This window comes from Thermococcus sp. 5-4, assembly GCF_002197185.1.
GTDB classification, from domain to species: Archaea; Methanobacteriota_B; Thermococci; order Thermococcales; family Thermococcaceae; genus Thermococcus; species Thermococcus radiotolerans.
Genome location: NZ_CP021848.1, coordinates 1,475,443 through 1,493,455 on the forward strand (window position 1 = coordinate 1,475,443; position 18,013 = coordinate 1,493,455).

General features: G+C 56.8%; 17 protein-coding genes. 5 read left to right on the forward strand and 12 right to left on the reverse strand.

The window, feature by feature from the left end:
• Entirely contained in the window at positions 1-1,275 is a 1,275-nt protein-coding gene (locus CDI07_RS08165; RefSeq protein WP_088181146.1) for a C69 family dipeptidase, read from the forward strand.
• A gap of 2 nt (positions 1,276-1,277) precedes the next feature.
• On the forward strand, positions 1,278-2,531 hold the full coding sequence (locus CDI07_RS08170; RefSeq protein ID WP_088181147.1) for a glycoside hydrolase family 1 protein: 1,254 nt from the start codon (positions 1,278-1,280) through the stop codon (positions 2,529-2,531).
• On the opposite strand, the gene CDI07_RS08175 is transcribed toward CDI07_RS08170, so the two are convergent.
• The 10 genes from CDI07_RS08175 to CDI07_RS08220 form a co-directional block, all read right to left on the reverse strand.
• Positions 2,528-3,835, reverse strand: coding sequence for a hypothetical protein (locus CDI07_RS08175; protein ID WP_088181148.1), 1,308 nt, complete (start codon positions 3,833-3,835; stop codon positions 2,528-2,530). The two genes, CDI07_RS08170 and CDI07_RS08175, sit on opposite strands and share 4 nt — an antisense overlap.
• Complete coding sequence (locus CDI07_RS08180) at positions 3,836-4,633, reverse strand: PIG-L deacetylase family protein (protein ID WP_088181149.1); 798 nt, start codon at positions 4,631-4,633, stop codon at positions 3,836-3,838. It abuts the gene before it with no gap.
• A complete protein-coding gene (locus CDI07_RS08185) occupies positions 4,630-5,964 on the reverse strand; it encodes an MFS transporter (RefSeq protein ID WP_088181150.1) in 1,335 nt (444 codons plus the stop codon). Before CDI07_RS08185 ends, CDI07_RS08180 begins: the two co-directional genes overlap by 4 nt.
• The gene (locus CDI07_RS08190) at positions 5,952-7,046 is read right to left on the reverse strand and encodes a polysaccharide deacetylase family protein (RefSeq protein WP_088181151.1); all 1,095 of its coding nucleotides are present in this window, start codon (positions 7,044-7,046) and stop codon (positions 5,952-5,954) included. Before CDI07_RS08190 ends, CDI07_RS08185 begins: the two co-directional genes overlap by 13 nt.
• Before the next feature lies 1 nt (position 7,047).
• Positions 7,048-8,109, reverse strand: a complete 1,062-nt coding sequence (locus tag CDI07_RS08195; RefSeq protein WP_088181152.1) for a galactokinase — start codon at positions 8,107-8,109, stop codon at positions 7,048-7,050.
• 64 nt (positions 8,110-8,173) lie between these two features.
• Complete coding sequence (locus CDI07_RS08200) at positions 8,174-9,484, reverse strand: RNA-guided endonuclease TnpB family protein (protein WP_088181153.1); 1,311 nt, start codon at positions 9,482-9,484, stop codon at positions 8,174-8,176.
• A gap of 138 nt (positions 9,485-9,622) precedes the next feature.
• Positions 9,623-10,783, reverse strand: a complete 1,161-nt coding sequence (locus CDI07_RS08205) for an FAD-binding oxidoreductase (RefSeq protein WP_088181154.1) — start codon at positions 10,781-10,783, stop codon at positions 9,623-9,625.
• Positions 10,773-12,278 (reverse strand): FAD-dependent oxidoreductase, encoded by a 1,506-nt coding sequence (locus tag CDI07_RS08210; protein ID WP_088181155.1) that lies wholly within the window; start codon positions 12,276-12,278, stop codon positions 10,773-10,775. The genes CDI07_RS08205 and CDI07_RS08210 overlap by 11 nt, the downstream gene beginning before the upstream one ends.
• A gap of 148 nt (positions 12,279-12,426) precedes the next feature.
• Positions 12,427-14,046, reverse strand: coding sequence for a sodium/proline symporter (locus CDI07_RS08215; RefSeq protein ID WP_088181156.1), 1,620 nt, complete (start codon positions 14,044-14,046; stop codon positions 12,427-12,429).
• Positions 14,043-14,222, reverse strand: coding sequence for a hypothetical protein (locus CDI07_RS08220; RefSeq protein WP_088181157.1), 180 nt, complete (start codon positions 14,220-14,222; stop codon positions 14,043-14,045). Before CDI07_RS08220 ends, CDI07_RS08215 begins: the two co-directional genes overlap by 4 nt.
• Before the next feature lie 179 nt (positions 14,223-14,401).
• Between CDI07_RS08220 and CDI07_RS08225 the strand changes: the two genes are divergently transcribed.
• A complete protein-coding gene (locus tag CDI07_RS08225; protein WP_088181158.1) occupies positions 14,402-14,884 on the forward strand; it encodes a hypothetical protein in 483 nt (160 codons plus the stop codon).
• 44 nt (positions 14,885-14,928) lie between these two features.
• On the opposite strand, the gene CDI07_RS08230 is transcribed toward CDI07_RS08225, so the two are convergent.
• Positions 14,929-15,693, reverse strand: coding sequence for a PP2C family serine/threonine-protein phosphatase (locus CDI07_RS08230; RefSeq protein ID WP_088181159.1), 765 nt, complete (start codon positions 15,691-15,693; stop codon positions 14,929-14,931).
• 4 nt (positions 15,694-15,697) lie between these two features.
• A complete protein-coding gene (locus CDI07_RS08235) occupies positions 15,698-16,864 on the reverse strand; it encodes a GTP-binding protein (RefSeq protein ID WP_088181160.1) in 1,167 nt (388 codons plus the stop codon).
• 117 nt (positions 16,865-16,981) lie between these two features.
• On the opposite strand from CDI07_RS08235, the gene CDI07_RS08240 reads away from it, so the two are divergent.
• Positions 16,982-17,434, forward strand: a complete 453-nt coding sequence (locus tag CDI07_RS08240; protein ID WP_088181161.1) for an Lrp/AsnC family transcriptional regulator — start codon at positions 16,982-16,984, stop codon at positions 17,432-17,434.
• 74 nt (positions 17,435-17,508) lie between these two features.
• A complete protein-coding gene (gene pfpI, locus CDI07_RS08245) occupies positions 17,509-18,009 on the forward strand; it encodes a deglycase PfpI (RefSeq protein WP_088181162.1) in 501 nt (166 codons plus the stop codon).
• The last annotated feature ends 4 nt before the right edge of the window (positions 18,010-18,013 follow it).

Below are 18,013 nucleotides of genomic sequence, written 5' to 3' on the forward strand. Positions count from 1 at the left end.
ATGTGCGATATTCTCGTGGCTACTCCCGAGGCCACCAAGGAGGGAATAACTCTCTTCGCCAAGAACAGCGACCGCGAGCCGAACGAGGCTCAGATACTTGAGTTCATACCGAGGACCAAGCACGAGGAGGAGAAGGTCAGGCTAACCTACGTGGACTTTCCGCAGGTGAAGGAGACCTACGCGGTAATTCTCTCCCGCCCCTGGTGGATGTGGGGCGCTGAAATGGGTGTGAACGAGTTCGGGCTGGCGATAGGCAACACGGCTGTCTTCACAAAGGTCAAGGTGCCGGAGAAGGGGATAACAGGAATGGACATGATACGTTTGGCGCTTGAGAGGACGAAGAGCGCGAGGGAGGCCCTGGAGTTCATAACCGGCATCGTCGAGCAGGGTTTGCAGGGTGGGAACGGGAGCAAAAGTCACAAACTCTACTACTTCAGCTCCTTCATAATAGCCGACCCAAAAGAGGCCTGGGTTCTTGAGACCGTCGGGAGGGAATGGGCCGCAAAGAAAATCGAGGGTGTTTACTCCATCTCCAACGCCCTCACTATAGAAGGCGACTGGGATATGGCATCCGAGGGCGTCGAGAGGCTCGCGAGAAAGGGCTCCTTCAGCTTCGCGAAACACTTCTCGGACCGCTTTTACACTCACTTCGCCCACGGCAGGGAGCGGAGGGCCTTCACGCTGACGAAACTAAAGGAGATGGAGGGCGAGATAACGCTCGAATACATGATGTCCCTTCTGCGCTCCCACTCCTTTGAGCCTTACCGCCCGGAGAAGGGCTCGATGAGGGACATCTGCATGCACTACGGCGGACTGACTAGGCCATCTCAGACGGCTTCATCGCAGGTTTCCGAGCTTGGAAAGGGCCTTCACTGGTTCACGGGTACCTCAAACCCCTGCATGAGCATCTTCAAGCCAGTAACCTTCGAGGGCGGCCTCCCGGACCTCGGAAAGGAACCCACCGACCGCTACGATCCCGAGGCATACTGGTGGCGCTTCGAGGCCTTCCACAGGAGGTTCCTGACGAACTACCGGAGCTACATCGATGACTTCGCCCGCGAGAGGGATAGACTGCAGGCCGGGATAATAGAGAAGGCGAGGGAGATTGAGAAGACGCCGGAGGACCTGAAAGCTTTGACGGAGTGGGCCTTCAGGGAAGAGGCCAAGCTCCTCGAAAGGTGGGAGAAGATCGTGAAGCCCGGGAGGCTTCCATTCCTCTTCGGGCGGAGCTGGAGAAAGGTTAACGAGAATGCTGGACTCAGGCTGGAGGGTTGAGGATGCTCAGGTTTCCGGATGGATTTCTCCTCGGAACGGCAACGTCTTCCTACCAGATAGAGGGCGACAACGTCTGGAGCGACTGGTGGTACTGGGCCGAAAAAGGAAAGCTTCCCCCTGCCGGAAAGGCCTGCAACTCCTGGGAGCTGTACGAGAAAGACATCGAACTGATGGTCGGGCTGGGTTATGTGGCCTACCGCTTCTCCATCGAATGGGGCAGGGTCTTTCCGGAGGAGGGAAAGCCGAACGAGGAGGCCTTAATGCGCTACCAGGGGATAATCGACCTGCTCAGAGAGAACGGGATTACCCCGATGCTCACGCCCCACCACTTCACCCTGCCCACTTGGTTCGCCCTCAAGGGTGGCTTCGAAAGGGAGGAGAACCTGGAGCACTGGAGGAGCTACGTTGAGCTGATAGCCGACAACATCGAGGGCGTTGAGCTGGTGGCGACCTTCAACGAGCCGATGGTCTACGTCGTGGCCTCCTACCTCGAGGGGATGTGGCCGCCCTTCAGGAAGAACCCTCTGAAGGCCGAGAAGGTCGCGGCAAACCTGATCAAGGCCCACGCCATCGCCTACGAGATCCTTCACGGCAAGTTCAGGGTCGGGATAGTGAAGAACCGCCCGCACTTCATTCCGGCGAGCGATTCCGAGAGGGACAGGAAAGCGACAGAAGAGATAGACTACACCTTCAACCGCTCCATACTGGATGGAATCCTGACCGGGAGATTCAAGGGCTTCATGAGGACCTTCGACGTTCCCCCGAGCGGCCTCGACTGGCTTGGGATGAACTACTACAACATCATGAAGGTCAAGGCGGTGAGGAACCCGCTCAGACGCTTCGCCGTCGAGGACGCCGGCGTGAGCAGGAAGACGGATATGGGCTGGAGCGTCTACCCGAAGGGCATCTACGAGGGGCTGAAGGCCTTTTCGGAGTACGACCTTCCGCTCTACGTCACTGAAAACGGCATAGCGACGCTCGACGACGAGTGGCGGGTGGAGTTCATAGTCCAGCACCTCCAGTACGTCCATAAAGCCCTAAAAGAGGGCATCGACGTTGGGGGCTACTTCTACTGGTCGCTCATCGACAACTACGAATGGGCAGAAGGTTTCAGGCCGCGCTTCGGGCTGGTGGAGGTTGATTACGAGACCTTCGAGAGGAAGCCGAGGAAAAGCGCCCACATCTACGGCGAAATCGCTAAGAAAAGGGAAATAAGCGACGAGCTGCTCGAGAGGTACGGCCTTGGGGAGGTTTAGGCCCTCATCCAGCCCTCTATTTTCTCCACATCGCCCTCGTCGAACCGAGGAAGGGCATCGAGGTGAACCCTCAGGAGCTCCGCCATGGCCTTCAATCCCGCCTCGGCGTCGTGAACAACTGGGTCGAGGAGTACGGCTTTTATCACCTTCTCCACGTTTCCTTCTGCCGCTGCCTCCGCCGATAGCCGCTGTATCTCAGCCTGAACCCTGAGGAGAACCAGTGCCTCCCCCGGGAGCTCGACGCGGAGCGGCTTTACCCCCTTCGGCGAGACCTCCGCCGGAACCTCGACGATGACCCCTTCCGGCAGGTCGATGTAGCCCCTGTTGGGGACGTTTATGGCCTCCTGGAGCTTTTCCATGCCCTCAAGCCCCTCCACGACGTTCATCGCAACGTCCGGGAACTTAACGAAGCGGTTGAAGGCGAACCTGGGGACGAGGCCCCTGAGGAACAGCCTCAAAAGCCTCCTTACCTCCTCCCCCTCCTTTCTCGTCCGCTCTATCCATCTCAGCCCCTTCTTCTCCTCCGGAACCAGCGGCCAGGCAAAGCCCAGGTACTCCCCTATGTGGTTGTCGTCCGGCGAGGGGAAGAGACCGTACGTCCTGTAGAGCAGCTGGCTCAGCGGCTCGAAATCCGGCCTTCTCTTCAGCGCCCCGTCGAGCCTTGGGTAGGCATCCTCTCCCCCCACGCGGAGTTCCCTTATCCAGGTGAAGTGGTTCAGGCCAGCCGCGATAAGGCTTATCTCCCTCTCGTCGGCCTTCAGCAGGGGAGCTAACATTTCCTTCCTCTCAATGTAGCCGGTGCAGAGGCCGTAGACGTTTTTGAGCCCGGTGTAGTTTAGAACCGCGTAGGTCACCCTTGGCTCGGGGTTGGAGTATATGAAAACCCGGGCATCCCTGTTTATATCCTCTATCCTTCTCGCTATCTCCAGAACCAGCGGGACGACGCGGAGCGTGTGGGCCAGACCCCCCAAGCCCCCGTTCTCCCCTAGAACCTGCCTGATGCCGTACTTATGGGGGATCTCAAAATCCAGCCTCCAGCGTTCGTACCGCTCCTTCTCGACCGAGATAACCGCGTAATCGACGCCGTACCCTTCGAGCCCCTCGACGCTCTCAAGGGGAGTGACGGTGAAGTCAGCTTTGAAGGTCTTTTTTATCTTCTCCGCCAGGGCCGTTATGAACCTCCTCCGCTCGCCGTCTATCTCGACGAGGTAGACATCGGCGTTTCTCAGAACCTCGCTCGTGGCTATCGTGTAGAGGCCCAGAGGGGTGAATATGCTCCCGGCTCCGATGAAGGCTATCCTCATTCACAGCACCCCCGCGAGCGGGTTGGCGTGGAAGAGAATCGTGGGCAGAATTCTCAGCCCTTCGCCGTATTTGAAGCCCGCCATCTCTCCGTAGAACCTGGCAACGCTCTTCACGAATACCTCCCACGAGTTCCAATCCTCTCTGAACTGGCTCTCGTGGGCCTTTAAAGCTTTCAGCTTGAGCTTGAGGAAAGCCCCGACGTCCTCAACGTGGTTCGGGTTGTCCGTGTAGTAGAAGCCGAGAAGTCTCACCTCCCACGGCTTCCCCTCCCCGACGCTCGGAAGGGCGGAGAAGAAGGCCGCCTCCCCGGTTAAGAGCCCCGCGTTCCTGTGGTCCGGATGGACGTCGTAGGGAAGCCAGGGGTCGGGGGCGAGTACGAGGTCGGGCCTCTCGGAGCGTATTATCTTCAGCAGCTTCATTTTTGCCTCCTCGCTGTAGGGGAGCTTCGTATCGGGGTAGTCGAGCCAGAGGAGCTTTTTGACGCCTATTATCTCCGCCGCCCTCTCCTGCTCCATCCCCCGGACTTCCTTCAGCTCCTCTGGCGGAATCTCCCTGCTCCCCGCTGAGCCGTCCGTCAGTGTGAGGTAGGTTATCTCCCTCCCATCCCGCGAGAGCTTCGCCAGCGTTCCCCCGATGGCAAGCTCGCAGTCGTCCGGGTGGGGCTGGACGCAGAGGATCCTCTCAACGCCATCGAATGGCCTCTCCACGTCGAAGCCCAGGGTTTCCCTCAAGAGCGCCCGGAACTCGCCGGGAGAAACTCCCCTGAGCTTGGCCTTGGCCAGAAGGATTGGCTTCAAGATACCTCACCCCCTAAAAGTTCCTGGGCGCGTCTCCTGAGTATCTCCCTGACCTCCTCCCTGTCCTTCGGATACTGATGCCTTATCCAAAACCACACGAGCGCACAGAGCGTCCAGAAGAGCGAGCCTATTACGAGCGTGTACTCGTAGGCCTGGGCGTTGGTGTAGCCTGCACTCCTCAGGGCCTCGATGAGGAACCCGCCGAAGAGCGGGCCGAGGGCCTTTCCGACGTTGTCTATGATGTTGAACACTCCAAAGACCGTTCCCCTGTCCTCGGGCAGGTTCACCTGGGAGATTATGGCCGTAACGTTCGGCCCCGCGAAGCTGACGAGCTGGAGGAAGAGTATCGAGTAGACCGTCAGTGCGAGCCAGCCCTCGAAGGAGAGCTCCGGTGGGAGCGGGTAAACTATGACCCCGATCGCCGCTATCATTCCGAGAAAAACTGCTATCCCCGTTATCAGCGCCCTGCCGCCGGGGCTTCTCCTCTCGAAGTAGTCTCCGACGTAGCCTCCAACCAAGGTTCCTATGACGGTTGCTATTCCTAGGATCAGCAGAACGAAGGTCGCGGTGTCCTTCTCCATTCCTCTCGTTACGATGAGGAACGAGACCAGCCAGTACATGAGGACGCCCCAGGGGACGGTTCCGGCCAGGCCCTGGAGGAATATCAGAAGGTTTGTCTTGGTTCTGAAGGACTTTCTAACGGCCTCCCAGCTCAGCCGGTAAGTGTATTCCACACCGCGCTCGATGAGCTTTCTGACCTCCTCCTCTCCGGCCCCCCTCTTGGGCTCCTCCGCTATCACGTAGAAGAGGGGAGCCAGTATGAAGTTTGGAACCGAGGCGAGGATAAACGGAAGCCTCCAGCTCCCTATCAGGCCGGCCATTATCATTCCGAAGAGGGTTCCGAAGCCGAAGGCGGTCTGTATGAAGGCGTAGCCCTTTCCGCGCTCCTCGCTCGGGAACATGTCGGCTATCAGGGAGTAGCCTATCGGGATTATCGAGCCAACTCCAATCCCCGTGAAGAGCCTCATGAGGAGGAGCTCGTAGTAGCTGTTGACGAAGGCGGTTAGAAAGCAGGGTATCTCACCGAGGAGAACGCCTACCACGAGGAGCTTCTTCCTCCCCTTGATGTCGGAGAGAAAACCCCATACTATCGTTATCAGGGCGCTCGTTGCGACGAATATCGTTGAGACGAGCCCCATCTGGGTCTCGCTTATCCCGAACTCGGCCATTATCTGCTGGTAGTTGGGGGGAAGCAGGTTCTGGTCGGCCATCAGGAAGGCCGCCATCAGGACGAGAAGGACTATCGCCATCTTATTCCTCAGGTTTCCCATTCACCATCCCTCCAGGCTTCGTAGATAGCCCTAAACGCGTCGAGCCTCCTCTCGGACAGGGGCTCCCATCCCCTCGCATCGCTGTTCTCCGCGAGGAAGGCCTTTTCTCCTCTCAGATTCCGGGAGAGGAGGTTCAGCCTGGCGTTGCCGTCGTCGAGGCTCCATATGGCGAGGCTTTTATCGGGCGCCCAGCTCGAAGTCCTCAGGTAGAGCCTCCTTCCGGAGTGGGGGAGCCCGCTTGGAAGCTTTACCTCCCTCCCCAGGGCGTCGAAGACCTCAAGGAAAGAATCGACGGTTATCAGGTAGTCCGCTAATGGACGGTATCCTAAGAACTCTATGTCGGTGCCGTATAGGATGATGTCGTCGAGGTTTTCCAGCCACTTCGCGGCCTTTCCCGGGTTCATCAATGGAAACCTCCCGGCACCGAGCATCACGACGGTGTTCACGTTCACCCATACCGGTATCGCTTCGATCTCCTTAACCGCTTCGAGGGTCACTTTGCCCGGAAAGACAAGTTTGAGCGACTTTTTCAGCTCCCTCAGGCCGAGGAGGTAGTTGAGGTATCTGTTGCCCTCGCCCCGCTGGGCCTTGATGAGGTGGGGGTAGAGTGGCTTCACCGGCTTTATCGCCCTGTTGAGGTGGTTTGAAAGAAGGAGGGCTTCGCCGTCAACGAAAACCGTCCCGTAGCCGTTGTCCCTGAGTATGGCCGGCAGGATCGGGTCGTAGGCCAGCTCCGGCGGGAAGAAGAGCCTCGGGGAGACTTCGAGGAGGGTCTCCTTTACCTCCCTGTCCCTCCTCACCTGGGCCTCAACCCTGTCAAGGCTTAGGAGGGGCAGTATCGCGTGGTTGTAGGCGGTTCCGGTTATTTCTATCAGCCCAGACTCGATACCCTCGCGCACGAGCCTCAGCACGTCCCCCGGAAGGAGTTCGAGCGTGAAGCCAGTTATGTTGAGGGCGAAGGGGATTTCCCTTTTGAGGAGCGCCGAGAGAACCGACACGTAGGCCCTCTCGATGACCCTTTCTATCTCCGCCTTCGGAATCTCAGCGTACTGCAGGTTGCCGTGGAGGAGGAGAGCCATCAACTCAGACCCTCCTCACGCTCACCCCGTCGCTCGGGCTGACGAGATGGTAGTCCGGCTCCCAGTTGAAGTGCCTGACGTACTCGTCGGTGACCCTCATTGCAATGTCCAGGGCCAGCTCCTCGGGCACTACGGCCACTGCGGAACCACCAAAGCCGGCACCGGTCAGTTTGGCACCGTAGGCGCCGAATTCAACCGCCTTCCTCACGAAGAAGTCGAGCTCCTCGCTCGAGACGTCGTAGTTTCTGGCCAAATCCCAGTGCGAGGCGGTCATCAGCTCCCCAAAGGTTCCAACGTCGCCGCTCCTCAGGGCGTCCCTCGCCTCGAGGACGCGCCGGTTTTCCCTCACTATGTAGCCGAAGAAGCGCCGGTAAAGTGAGGGGAGGTTCCTCAGCTCCTCCTCTTCGACCTCCTTGGAGGTTCTCTTTCCGAGGAACCTGAGGGTCTCCTCCGCGACCTTTCTCCTCTCGGCGTAGGCTGAGCCTGCGAGTTCCCTTTTAACCCCTGTGTAGAACACCAGAACCTGAACATCGCTCGGGAACCGGAGGTACTCGTGCCGTAGCGTGTCCGTGTCTAAGAAAATGAGGTGGTCCTTCTTCCCATGGACGATCGCGAACTGGTCGAGTATCCCGCAGGGGACACCGACGAACTCGTTCTCCGCCTTCTGGGCCAGGAGTGCCATCTCTATCGGAAGGAGGTTTAGCTTATAGACCTCGTTGAGGAAGGCCAGAACGGCCAGCTCGAGGCTCGCCGAGGAGCTCAAACCCGAGCCTATCGGGAGGTCCCCTCCAATGATGCCCTTCATTCCCCCAATCTCGTGTCCTTCCTCCCTGAGAACCCAGAAGATTCCTCTGACGTAGTCGGCCCAGTCGTTGGCCTTCCTGATTTCATCGAGGTCGAACTCCTTAACTTCCCTGGATATCTGGGAGTAGAGCCTCACCCTCTCATCGGCCTGGGCATGCAGGACCGTGTAGAGGTCTATCGCCATCGGCATGACGTAGCCGAGGGCGTAGTCCGTGTGCTCCCCGATCAGATTGACCCTTCCAGGAGAATCAACGCGGTACATGATTCCACCCAATGGGGTTAGGCTCGAAAATATTTAAGGCTGACCCCCTCCCCGCCTTGGAGGGTTAACCCCTCGCCATTGACGGGGAGGTTTGAGGGGTCTCATTCAAACCCGCTAAAAAGTGGGTTTTCAACCCCTCTGGCCCGGTCTTAGGCCAGTTACCCCTCCCTTGAGCGTACAAACCGCCCAAGCTCGGGGTTATGGTTTTCACAGCCTTCTTCAAAATGTTGAAAGCACCAACTAAATCTGCATTAAAGATAAGCCCCGTCGCGGGACACTTAAACAATCCCCGAACGAAGCGAGCCCCCTCGTGAGGCTTCCCGCAGACAGGGCAGGTCTTAGAAGTGAAAGCTTCCCCAACAACCACAACACGAATACCATACTCTTCAGCAACCTCGGTTAAACGTTTGATAACGTAATTGAACCGCCAAACGTGAGAAAGGAGGAAATTCTGCCTTGCTCCCTTATTAGAGTTTCTGGTTATGCCTTTGGGGTAACCGACGACAATTCTGGAAACACCGAGCTCGTAGAGTTTTCTCACTGTCTGCCTGACTGCTGTGTTAATGTAATGCCTCGCCTGAAGTTTGGCTTTCTCATGCATTCTTTTGAGCTTTCTACTCGTTTTAGCCCCAGATCTGTTAAGTTTGGACTGATAGTCAGTAATCTTCTTCCGCCAGTAGAAGTCAATGCTTTTTAGTGGTCTTCCATTAACGAGGAAGCTTTGACCGTTTTCAACATAGATTGCCATTAGGTTGTTCACTCCCAAGTCAATTCCAGCGGAAAGGCTCCCTTTTGGGATTCTTGGAAGCTTAATCCACTCTTCATCCTCAAGCCTCTCCTCGACTGTGAAGCTCAAGTGAGCGTACCATTTCCTCTTAACTTCATCGTAAGTGATTTCTAAGCGCCCCTGCTTGCCCCTCAAGTGAATTCTGCCCTTAAACTGGATTTCAAGGCGTTTGAACCTTCCAAGACCCTTGAGGATTAGTTTGTTCCCATCAATTTTGTACTGGTCGTTTCTGAGGACGATTAAGGGTTTTCTCCTCCTGTTTTCTTTGAGGTAGTTTGGTGGTTTTGGTTTCAGCCAGTTGGGGAGTTCACCATTCCTTTTCTTTCGGAGGAGAGAGAAGAACGAACGCCATGCCTCGGCGTTTTTCCTTGCAATTGTTTGAACCGTTGCGGAACCAATTTCCCGTTTAAACTCCTCATAAACGGTTTTCTGAGTTTTCAGAAAGTCAATGGGTTTCCCCTGAAAGTATTCCTGTCTCCTCAGGTAATTTGCTCTGTTCCAAGCCTTAGCGCTAATATCTGATAACTCGAAAAGGGCTTTCTCTTGGGTTTTTGAGGGATGTAGTTTTACTGTTACCGTCCGCTTCATTCTGGTATATAGTATGAATTTTAAGCTTTAAAAGAGTATCGCTTTCCTTCTCAAGGGCTGGTTGAGCGGTTTACTGAATCCCTACCGTGAACGGCAAGGTTTTCAAAAGAGGGATATAACGAGAGAGAAAAGGAAAGTTCAGCCCATCTGAATCGCCGTCGTTCTCAGTTCTCCCCTCTCGAAGCGGTAGGGGTCGTACCACTCCACGGGTAGGTCGGTTCTTCCCTTCGTAACCAGGTCCGCCACCATTTCGGCAACCGCGGGTGCCATCATGAATCCGTGCCCGCTGAAACCGGCAGCGATGTAGTAGTCGCTCAGTTCCTCGATCTTTCCTATGGCGGCATTGCTGTCCGGAGTCTTCGCGTAGTAACCGGCCCACGTCCTCAGTATGAGGAGCTCCCTTAAAGCCGGGATAATCTTGGTGAAGTAGTAGCTCACCTCGCGGAGGAACTCGTAGGTCGGGTTGAGGTCGTAGGTCGGGCCCAGCTCGTAGCCGACGCCGCCAACGACGCCTCCGTGGGCGGTCTGGGTGAGGTAGGCGTGCCCGTACTTGAAGGAGATGACCATCGGATTTATCGAGCCCTTCTTTATCGGTTGCGTGATGACTGCCTGGTGCTTGTAGGGCTCTATGGGTATCTGTGTCTTTATCCCTGCCATCGCGTTGATGAGCTTGGCCCAGGCGTTGGTGGCGTTGATGACGGTGCCGGTCTTAATGGTCCCCCTGTTCGTTTTCAGCCCCTTTATCTCACCGTTCTCGATGATGAAGTCCTTGACCTCGGTGTACTCGACGAGTTTGGCCCCAAAGCGCTCGGCGTTGAGGGCGAACTTGGCCGTGGAGTGGAACGGGTCGGCCTTTCCGTCGGTCGGGTTCCATGAGGCTGCAATGACCTCGCTGATGTCGAGGAGCGGGACTATCTCCTTCGCCTCCTCGGGCGTTATGAGCCTCGTCGGAACTCCGAAGCGGTTCTGAATCGCTATGTTGGCCTTGAACTCCTCGACCTCATCGTCGTCGTAGAGCAGGAAGAGGTAGCCGGTCTGCTCGAAGGAGAAGCCGTACTCCTCGCTGTACTTTTTCCACAGCTCGACGGAGCGCTTCATGACCTGGACGTTGGCCTCATCGTTGAACTGCTGCCTTATTCCCGTTCCGCAGCGGAAGGTGGAGCCGGAGCCGATGAAGCGCTTCTCTATGATGGTGACCTCCTCCCCGCGCTTGGCGAGCTCGTGCGCTATGGTGACTCCGATTATTCCCCCACCGATGATGACGATTTCACCCCTCTCGGGAAGCTCTTTACTCGGCATACTCATCCACCCCCTCGGCGGTGACCTTCATCCTGACGTTCTTGAGAGGCGGTCTCGCGACTGGTATGTCGAGTCTGTCCATCGGCGTCCCAGTCCTCTGCGAAACCACAACCGCGCCGTTGAACAGGCAGAAGCGGCCCTGGCAGAAGCCCATTGCGAGGTGAGTCAGGCGCTTGATTATCTGCAGGTCCGTTATTCCGGCCCTGACCACGTCGTCTACCTTCCTCAGGGAAACGTCGCAGCCGCATATCTGGACGTCCTCAAGGTTGAGGCTTCCGAAGTCTATGCTCTGAACCTGCACCGCCTCCGGTTCGTACTCCTCCAGTCTCCCAGCGTAGATGCACGGCTCGGCGTCGAAGCCGAACTCCCTGAGGATGTAGGCCCCGACGAGCCTGCCCTCTAGGTAGTTCGCGTAGTGCGGCTTTATTGAAGCTGCGCTACCTGCGACGTAGATTCCATCGCGTATTCTGTGCTGGGAATCGAGGAGGGGCATGTAGTAGCCGTGCTTGAAGATCAGCTTTCCACCGGCCTGGGTCGGCGGGTTGATGTCCGGCCTTCTTCCCTCGGCCATTACGACGGCATCGACCTCGTAAACGTGCCCGTTCATGTCGATGAGTCTCTCGACCCTCTCGTCTCCCTCAACGCGCTTGGGATTCGGGACGACGATGTACTCGATGCCCCAGCGGTCGAGCTCCGCCGTTATCTCCCCCGGCTTGCTGCCCACGACTGCGACCTTCCTTCCAGGGGCAACTCCCCAGACGTTGAGAACCTCCAGGAGGTCGGAGCGCCTGAACACACCCGGCATGTCGTTGTTCTCGAAGAGATGGATGTTGTCAACGGCCCCAACGGCAAGAACAACGCGCTTGGCCATTACCTCGATGAGCTGGTTTTCCCCGGTGACTATCGGCACGAGGAAGTACTCGCCCTTGTCGAAGACACCGAGGGCTATCGTGCCCCTGAAAACCCTGACGTTCTCGTTGAACTTTCCGGTGAGCTCTCTAACAACATCCTGGGGAGATTTCTCTCCAAAACCTTCCTGGGGAAGCCCCTTGAGCCAGAGGTCGCCCCCGAGCCATCCCTTCTCCTCCACCAGGGCGACGGTCAGATGATCCTGAACCTCGAGAACGGTTCCGATTCCAGCCGGGCCGCCTCCGATGACGGCCACGTCAACGACCAGCCTTTCAACGGGCTTGTCCTCGTCTATCTCCACGGTTTCCTGGAAGTCTCCGTAGCCCTGCCTCTCCAGCCTCATGCCGTCTCTGACCTTCGTCTTGCGCGCGTTCACGTTCTTTATCCCGTTCACCACCATGGGGACCGGGCCGAAGGTGAAGGCTCCGCGCTTCCTTCCCTCGGTGCTGGTGGTGAGCCAGTACACTCCGTTGGCGAGGAGTGCGACGGTGATCTTTTCCCCCTCGTAGGCCTCGTAGGGCTTTCCTTCAAAATAGATGGTGATCCTCTTAGAAGGGTCCTTCTCGGTCAGGTCGAGCGGTCTCATGCTCCCACCTCGAAGATTTTACAAAGGACGCCCTCATTTATACACCAATGCTTATAAATGTTAGGTTGACCAAAAAAGGTTCAAAACCTTTGGTTTAATAGCCCTCTGTAGTGCGACCGAAAAATAACGGTGGAAAGAAAAGGGGGAATCAGGCGATTCCCTTGGCAAGGACGAACTCGGCGACGTTCTCGACCTGGCTCTTGGCCCTGGTCTCGGTGATGCTCTTCTTGCCGGTTCCCTCGACGGGAACCTTCTTGAATATCTCCTCGTGGAGCTTGACGATGTCCTCCGGTGGCTTGGTGAGAAGGCTGACGATTATGATGACTATCAGCGTTACGAAGAAGTTGATGAAGAACACCGGTATGCCGTTGAACCAGCCACCTATCGTTCCGAAGAAGCCCGGAGCGTCCGGGTTGAAGGCCCAGCCGTATATCTTTGCCTCGAAGATGACCTCGCTGATAAGACCGTAGGCCATGCCGACTATTGCTCCCTCCTTGGTGGCCCTCTTCCACCAGAGGCTCAGCGTGAGTATCGGGCCGAAGCCAACGGCCAAGCCACCCCAGGCGGTAGCAACCATCTGGTAGATGACCTTCGGACCGCTGATGGCGAACCAGAGGCCCACTAGGGCAACGCCGGCAACGACGAGCCTCGATATGTTGACCATCTGCTTCTTGCCTATCTCCTTGCCGAGGACCTTGTGGTAGAAGTCCCTCGCTATTGCCGAGGAGGCGACGAGCAGCTGTGAATCCGCGGTACTCATGACGGCGGAGATTATGCCCGCTATCACAAAGCCCGCGAGCCAGCCGGGCATCAGCTCAACGGCCATGGCCGGGATGACCTTCTCCGGGTCGCTGACGCTCAGGATTCCTGCCTGGTACATGGCGAAGCCGAGGAAGCCCGCGAAGAACGCTCCCCAGAGAACGAGGATGGTCCAGGTACCGCTGATGAAGATACCCGGCCTCCTGAGTTTCCTCGGGTCCTCAACGCTCATGTAACGGGTGACTATGTGGGGCTGACCGAGGTAGCCGACTATCCATGAGGCGTAGCCTATGGCGAAGACTATGGCCGCTATTCCCGTAGCACCTCCGAACGGGTGCAGCTTCGCCGGGTCGGCGCTGCCTATTATCTGCGTGGCCTTCTCGAAGCCGCCTATCTCAGAGAGCGCTAGGAATGGAACTATAAGGAGGGTCAGCAGCATGAACATTGCCTGAACGACGTCGGTCCAGACGACCGCGAAGAATCCACCGGTGATAACGTAGGCCGTCAGGATGATGACTGTTATGAGGATTCCCATGTTGTCGCTTATGCCGAAGCCCTCGGCGAAGGTCTTTCCACCGGCGGTGAACTGCGCTGCAACGTAGGCGGTCATGAAGATTATGATTATCAGCGCGCTCAGAACCCTTATCAGTTTGGTGTCGTCCTTGAGCCTTGCCTCCAGGTAGTCGGGCACGGTTATTGCCCTGAATTTACCGGCGTATATCCTCAACCTCGGTCCAATAAGGACGTAATCGGCGAGGGTACCGAAGAGACAGCCGATTCCCGCCCAGAAAGCACCGAGACCGCTGGAGAATGCTGCACCCGGATAACCGAGCATCAGCCATCCGGAGAAGTCACTCGCCTTGTCGGAGAGGGTCGCGGCCAGGACGTGAACCCTCCTGCCTCCGACGAAGTACTGATCCTCGGTCTTGGTGTACCTGTTGGCCCACCAGCCTATGTACGCCAGCAGTGCGAGATACACCAGAAAACCAAACAGTATCCCGCTGTTCATAGCTTACCCTCCTCCTTGAGAGTTGTCATGAGGTCTTCGTCGTAGGCCAGAATCTCGTCGTCCACGTAGTACTCCTTGCCCGTTATTTTGTCCCAAAAGCCATACAGCAGCATCGTCAAAATACCCAAAAGTGTCGGCACCAAAAGTGTTGCCCAGGCTGAACCACTCAAGCCCATCTTACTCCACCTCAATCCATTGGTGTAAACTAAAGGACATCAGACCACATTATGAACGTTTGAAAATATAAACATATTGGTTTACCAGTTCCCCGTTGAGAACGGGATGTTGAGCGGCCGTGACAAACAAAGGGTAACAGTTAATAGGCCATGGGGGTATGTAGATTCGGGGCTGAAATATGAGGGTCAACGTCATGAGACCTATATTCAAACCCGAGGTGCCGGATGCCGACTTCGTTCTGTATCCCTACCACATATTCCACCTGAAGCTGTTCTACAAGCGCTTAGGCAGAAGCGACAGGGTCTTCGACTACTTCGCCTACGTCGACCTGTACCGTCTCGGGGCGGAGAGGGGTGACGGCTTCATAGACCTCTACGAGTGGGACGTCGATGAGAAAAAGGTCATGGAACCGCTGGTGGACTACGAGGAGGCGAGGATGAAGGCCTTTGAAAGCGCGATAACCTGGGGCAACTCAAGGGTCGTCTCGTGGTGGCTTCCGAGGATAGAGATAATCCGAGAGGCCCAGGCGTACAAGGTCTTCTGGATTTTCGAGAAGGACGGGGAGAAGTTCCTCCTGGACAGTCTTGACGGGAAGGAGTTCAGCCTAGAGAGGCTCGTTGGGAAGGACGGAAGGAAGTGTAAGGGGCCACTCTGCCGCTAACAGTCACGGAACCAAAAAGAGCGTCCTCTTCGACGTGTTTTTACTCACATTTCCCACTTCCACACCACAACGGTCACGTTGTCTTTGGTAACCGGCAACGCCCTTTCAACGAGGTCGAGTGCAATCTCTCTGGCCGATTCGCCGGAGGAAATTATCCCAGCGATGTCCGCCTTTGGAACGTAGTCGTGAAGCCCATCGGTGCCCAGGAGCAGTGCATCTCCCCGTTTCCAGTGGTACACGTCCACTCTGAACCTCCGCCCTATAGCGGCGTTCACACGGTTCCTGAGCGGATGCCTCATAGCTTCCTCCTCACTCACTTCCCCGGAGAGGACCAGTTCCTGCAGCGGCGAGTGGTCGAGGGTTCTCTCAACGGGCATCCCATCCCTAAAGAGGTACGCCCTGCTGTCACCGGTGTTGGCCACCGTGACACCATCCCCCTTCACAACCACCGAGACGAGGGTCGTCCCCATGTCCTCAAATGGGCCCTGTGCCCTTTCCGTGACGGCGGAATGAGCTGCTCTGTGAGCATTCTCCATGAAAAGTCCGAGGGATTCATCGTCCATGCCTGGCTCGTAGTTCTCCCTGAAGAACCGAGCAAGCGTTTCGAGGGCGAGGCGCGACGCTATCTCACCCGCGCTGTGTCCACCCAGCCCATCGGCGACCGCCAGGAGGTACGCATCCGGAAGCTCCATAATCAGCAAACCGTCCTCATTGTGCCCCCTTCCCCCGACGTGAGTCGCGCCGTAGACTGCATTGTTCCCTCCGTGTCTGAACCGTTCATCTGGGTTCTCAGGTAGGAGGAGGAACATACCTTCACCTCGCGTGAATCTCCACTATGTCCCCGTCCTCGAGGACGTGGTCGGCCCCAACGCGCTGGCCAGGGAACTTCACGCTCTTGCCCCAGACTCTAGCATAGCGGAAGTTCTTGGCGAAGTCCTTGTGAATCCTCTCGGCTAAATCCATAACGGTCGAGCCCCTCTTCAGCGGCACGGGCGGGTAAGCCGGGTCCTCGCCGGGACTCTTGGTGAAGACGCGGATGATTCCGGCCAGATCGTAGAGTTCGTCCTTGAGCCGGTCCAACTGTATCTTCCTCTTCGCCGAGACGGGGATTATCTTGAACCTGTCGCCGTAGGCTTCAACGAGTTTCTCGTAGTTCTCCTTGCTTCCGGGGGCATCGCCCTTGTTGGCTATGATTATCGCCCTCCTCCAGACGAGGCTCTCATCCAGGGCATCTGCGAACTCCTCCAGCGTTACCGGTTCCTTGACGGTTATCTCGGCCGAGTGAATGCGCTCTTCCCTGAGCATCTTCATGACCTCGCTGATGTCTCCCTTGATGTTCTCCTGGCCGTTGATGACGATTCCGCCCATCGCTGTCCTCTTTATCTCGACCCGCGGACGGCGCTTGTTCAGCTTTATTCCGGCCCTCTCAAACTCCTTGAGGAGGGTTTCCATCTGCTTCACCGGGTCCTGGGAGAGGTCAACCACGATGGCTATCGCATCGGCGTTTCTCACGACGCTGAGGAGCTGGGGTCCCATTCCCTTTCCAAGGGCGGCACCTTCAACGAGGCCCGGAACCTCAACGAGCTGAATCTGGACGTCTTTGTGGTGCATCATGCCTGGGATCGGTTCCACAGTTGTGAAAGCGTAATCGGCAACATCTATATCCACGTTGGTAAGGGCCTTCATGAGTGAGCTCTTTCCGACGTTGGGAAGACCTGCGAGAACGATCTGTGCCGCGCCCTCCTTCCTCACAGACATCGACGGCCCGCCGCCGCCCTTCTTCATCTGGCGCTGCTTCTCCAGCTCCTTCCTCAGCTCGGCGAGCTTTCGCTTTATCTGCAGCCTGAGCTTTTCCGTCCCCTTGTGCTTCGGGACGGTGGCGTACATCTTTTCGAGGGCCCGAATCTTCTCTGGAATAGTCTTGGCGTTTCTGTACTCTTCCTCCGCCGCTAGGTATTCCGCTGTTACGTTGGTTGGCATCGCTGACCCTCCCAGAAGCTCTGAAGTAAGAGGCGAGCGGCGTTTTATAAACGCTGTGGTTCTGAAATCGGCAAGTTTATAAAATCTTCCGAAAATTTTTTACAGGCGGTGATGCTCATGCGAACGGGTTTGGACGACATAGACAGAAAGATTCTCGCCATCCTCCAAAAGAACAGCAGAACGCCCCTGAGGGAGATCTCGAAAGAGGTCAATCTCGCCGAATCGACCGTTTACGAGAGGATTAAAAAGCTTAAGGAGCGGGGGATAATAAAGAAGTTCACCGTCATACTGGATCCCGGGTCCCTCGGCTTCAAGATTCTGGCGTTCATACTGATAAAGGCCAAGGCCGGCAAGTACTCGTACGTCGCGAGTGAGCTTAAGAAGTACCCCGAGATCGTTGAGATATTCGAGACCACCGGCGATTACGACATGCTCGTCAAGATAAGAACCCGCGGGAGCGAGGAGCTCAACGAGTTCTTGGACACCATCGGCGAGATTGACGGTGTCGTGGCTACCCATACGATGGTCGTCCTCAAGGTTCACAAGGAGACCACGGAGCTTCCGCTCTGACCATTTCTGCCCAGAAAGGATTATAAATGTCCCTTTCTATTTCTCTCCAAGCGTTTGGATGGGGGGTGTTCTGAATGAGGGTGCTGTTTCTGAGTGCCGACGGCTTCGAGGACCTGGAGCTTATATACCCGCTCCACAGGCTTAAAGAGGAGAACCACGAGGTCTACGTGGCGAGCTTCGAGAGGGGAAAGATAACCGGAAAGCACGGTTATTCCGTGAACGTTGACCTGACCTTTGACGAGGCTGATCCGGACGAGTTCGACGCCCTGGTTCTGCCCGGGGGAAAGGCGCCCGAGATAGTCAGGCTCAACGAGAAGGCCGTTGAGATAACCAGGAGGATGTTCCAGGCTGGAAAGCCGGTAGCGAGCATCTGCCACGGTCCCCAGATACTCATCTCGGCCGGCGTTCTGAGGGGCAGAAAGGGAACGAGCACGATAACAATCAGGGACGACGTGAGGAACGCAGGGGCGGAGTGGATAGACTCAGAGGTCGTGGTTGACGGCAACTGGGTCAGCTCGAGGCATCCCGGCGACTTATACGCCTGGATGAGGGAGTTCGTCAAGCTCCTCCGCTGACCTT

Bases quoted from the DNA above. Each gene is read 5' to 3' on its own strand.
- CDI07_RS08165 (WP_088181146.1), top strand. From the start codon at position 1: ATGTGCGATATTCTCGTGGCTACTCCCGAGGCCACCAAGGAGGGAATA.
- CDI07_RS08170 (WP_088181147.1), top strand. From the start codon at position 1,278: ATGCTCAGGTTTCCGGATGGATTTCTCCTCGGAACGGCAACGTCTTCC.
- CDI07_RS08175 (WP_088181148.1), bottom strand. From the start codon at position 3,835: ATGAGGATAGCCTTCATCGGAGCCGGGAGCATATTCACCCCTCTGGGC.
- CDI07_RS08185 (WP_088181150.1), bottom strand. From the start codon at position 5,964: ATGGGAAACCTGAGGAATAAGATGGCGATAGTCCTTCTCGTCCTGATG.
- CDI07_RS08195 (WP_088181152.1), bottom strand. From the start codon at position 8,109: ATGTACCGCGTTGATTCTCCTGGAAGGGTCAATCTGATCGGGGAGCAC.
- CDI07_RS08200 (WP_088181153.1), bottom strand. From the start codon at position 9,484: ATGAAGCGGACGGTAACAGTAAAACTACATCCCTCAAAAACCCAAGAG.
- CDI07_RS08205 (WP_088181154.1), bottom strand. From the start codon at position 10,783: ATGCCGAGTAAAGAGCTTCCCGAGAGGGGTGAAATCGTCATCATCGGT.
- CDI07_RS08210 (WP_088181155.1), bottom strand. From the start codon at position 12,278: ATGAGACCGCTCGACCTGACCGAGAAGGACCCTTCTAAGAGGATCACC.
- CDI07_RS08215 (WP_088181156.1), bottom strand. From the start codon at position 14,046: ATGAACAGCGGGATACTGTTTGGTTTTCTGGTGTATCTCGCACTGCTG.
- CDI07_RS08220 (WP_088181157.1), bottom strand. From the start codon at position 14,222: ATGGGCTTGAGTGGTTCAGCCTGGGCAACACTTTTGGTGCCGACACTT.
- CDI07_RS08225 (WP_088181158.1), top strand. From the start codon at position 14,402: ATGAGGGTCAACGTCATGAGACCTATATTCAAACCCGAGGTGCCGGAT.
- CDI07_RS08230 (WP_088181159.1), bottom strand. From the start codon at position 15,693: ATGTTCCTCCTCCTACCTGAGAACCCAGATGAACGGTTCAGACACGGA.
- CDI07_RS08235 (WP_088181160.1), bottom strand. From the start codon at position 16,864: ATGCCAACCAACGTAACAGCGGAATACCTAGCGGCGGAGGAAGAGTAC.
- CDI07_RS08240 (WP_088181161.1), top strand. From the start codon at position 16,982: ATGCGAACGGGTTTGGACGACATAGACAGAAAGATTCTCGCCATCCTC.
- pfpI (WP_088181162.1), top strand. From the start codon at position 17,509: ATGAGGGTGCTGTTTCTGAGTGCCGACGGCTTCGAGGACCTGGAGCTT.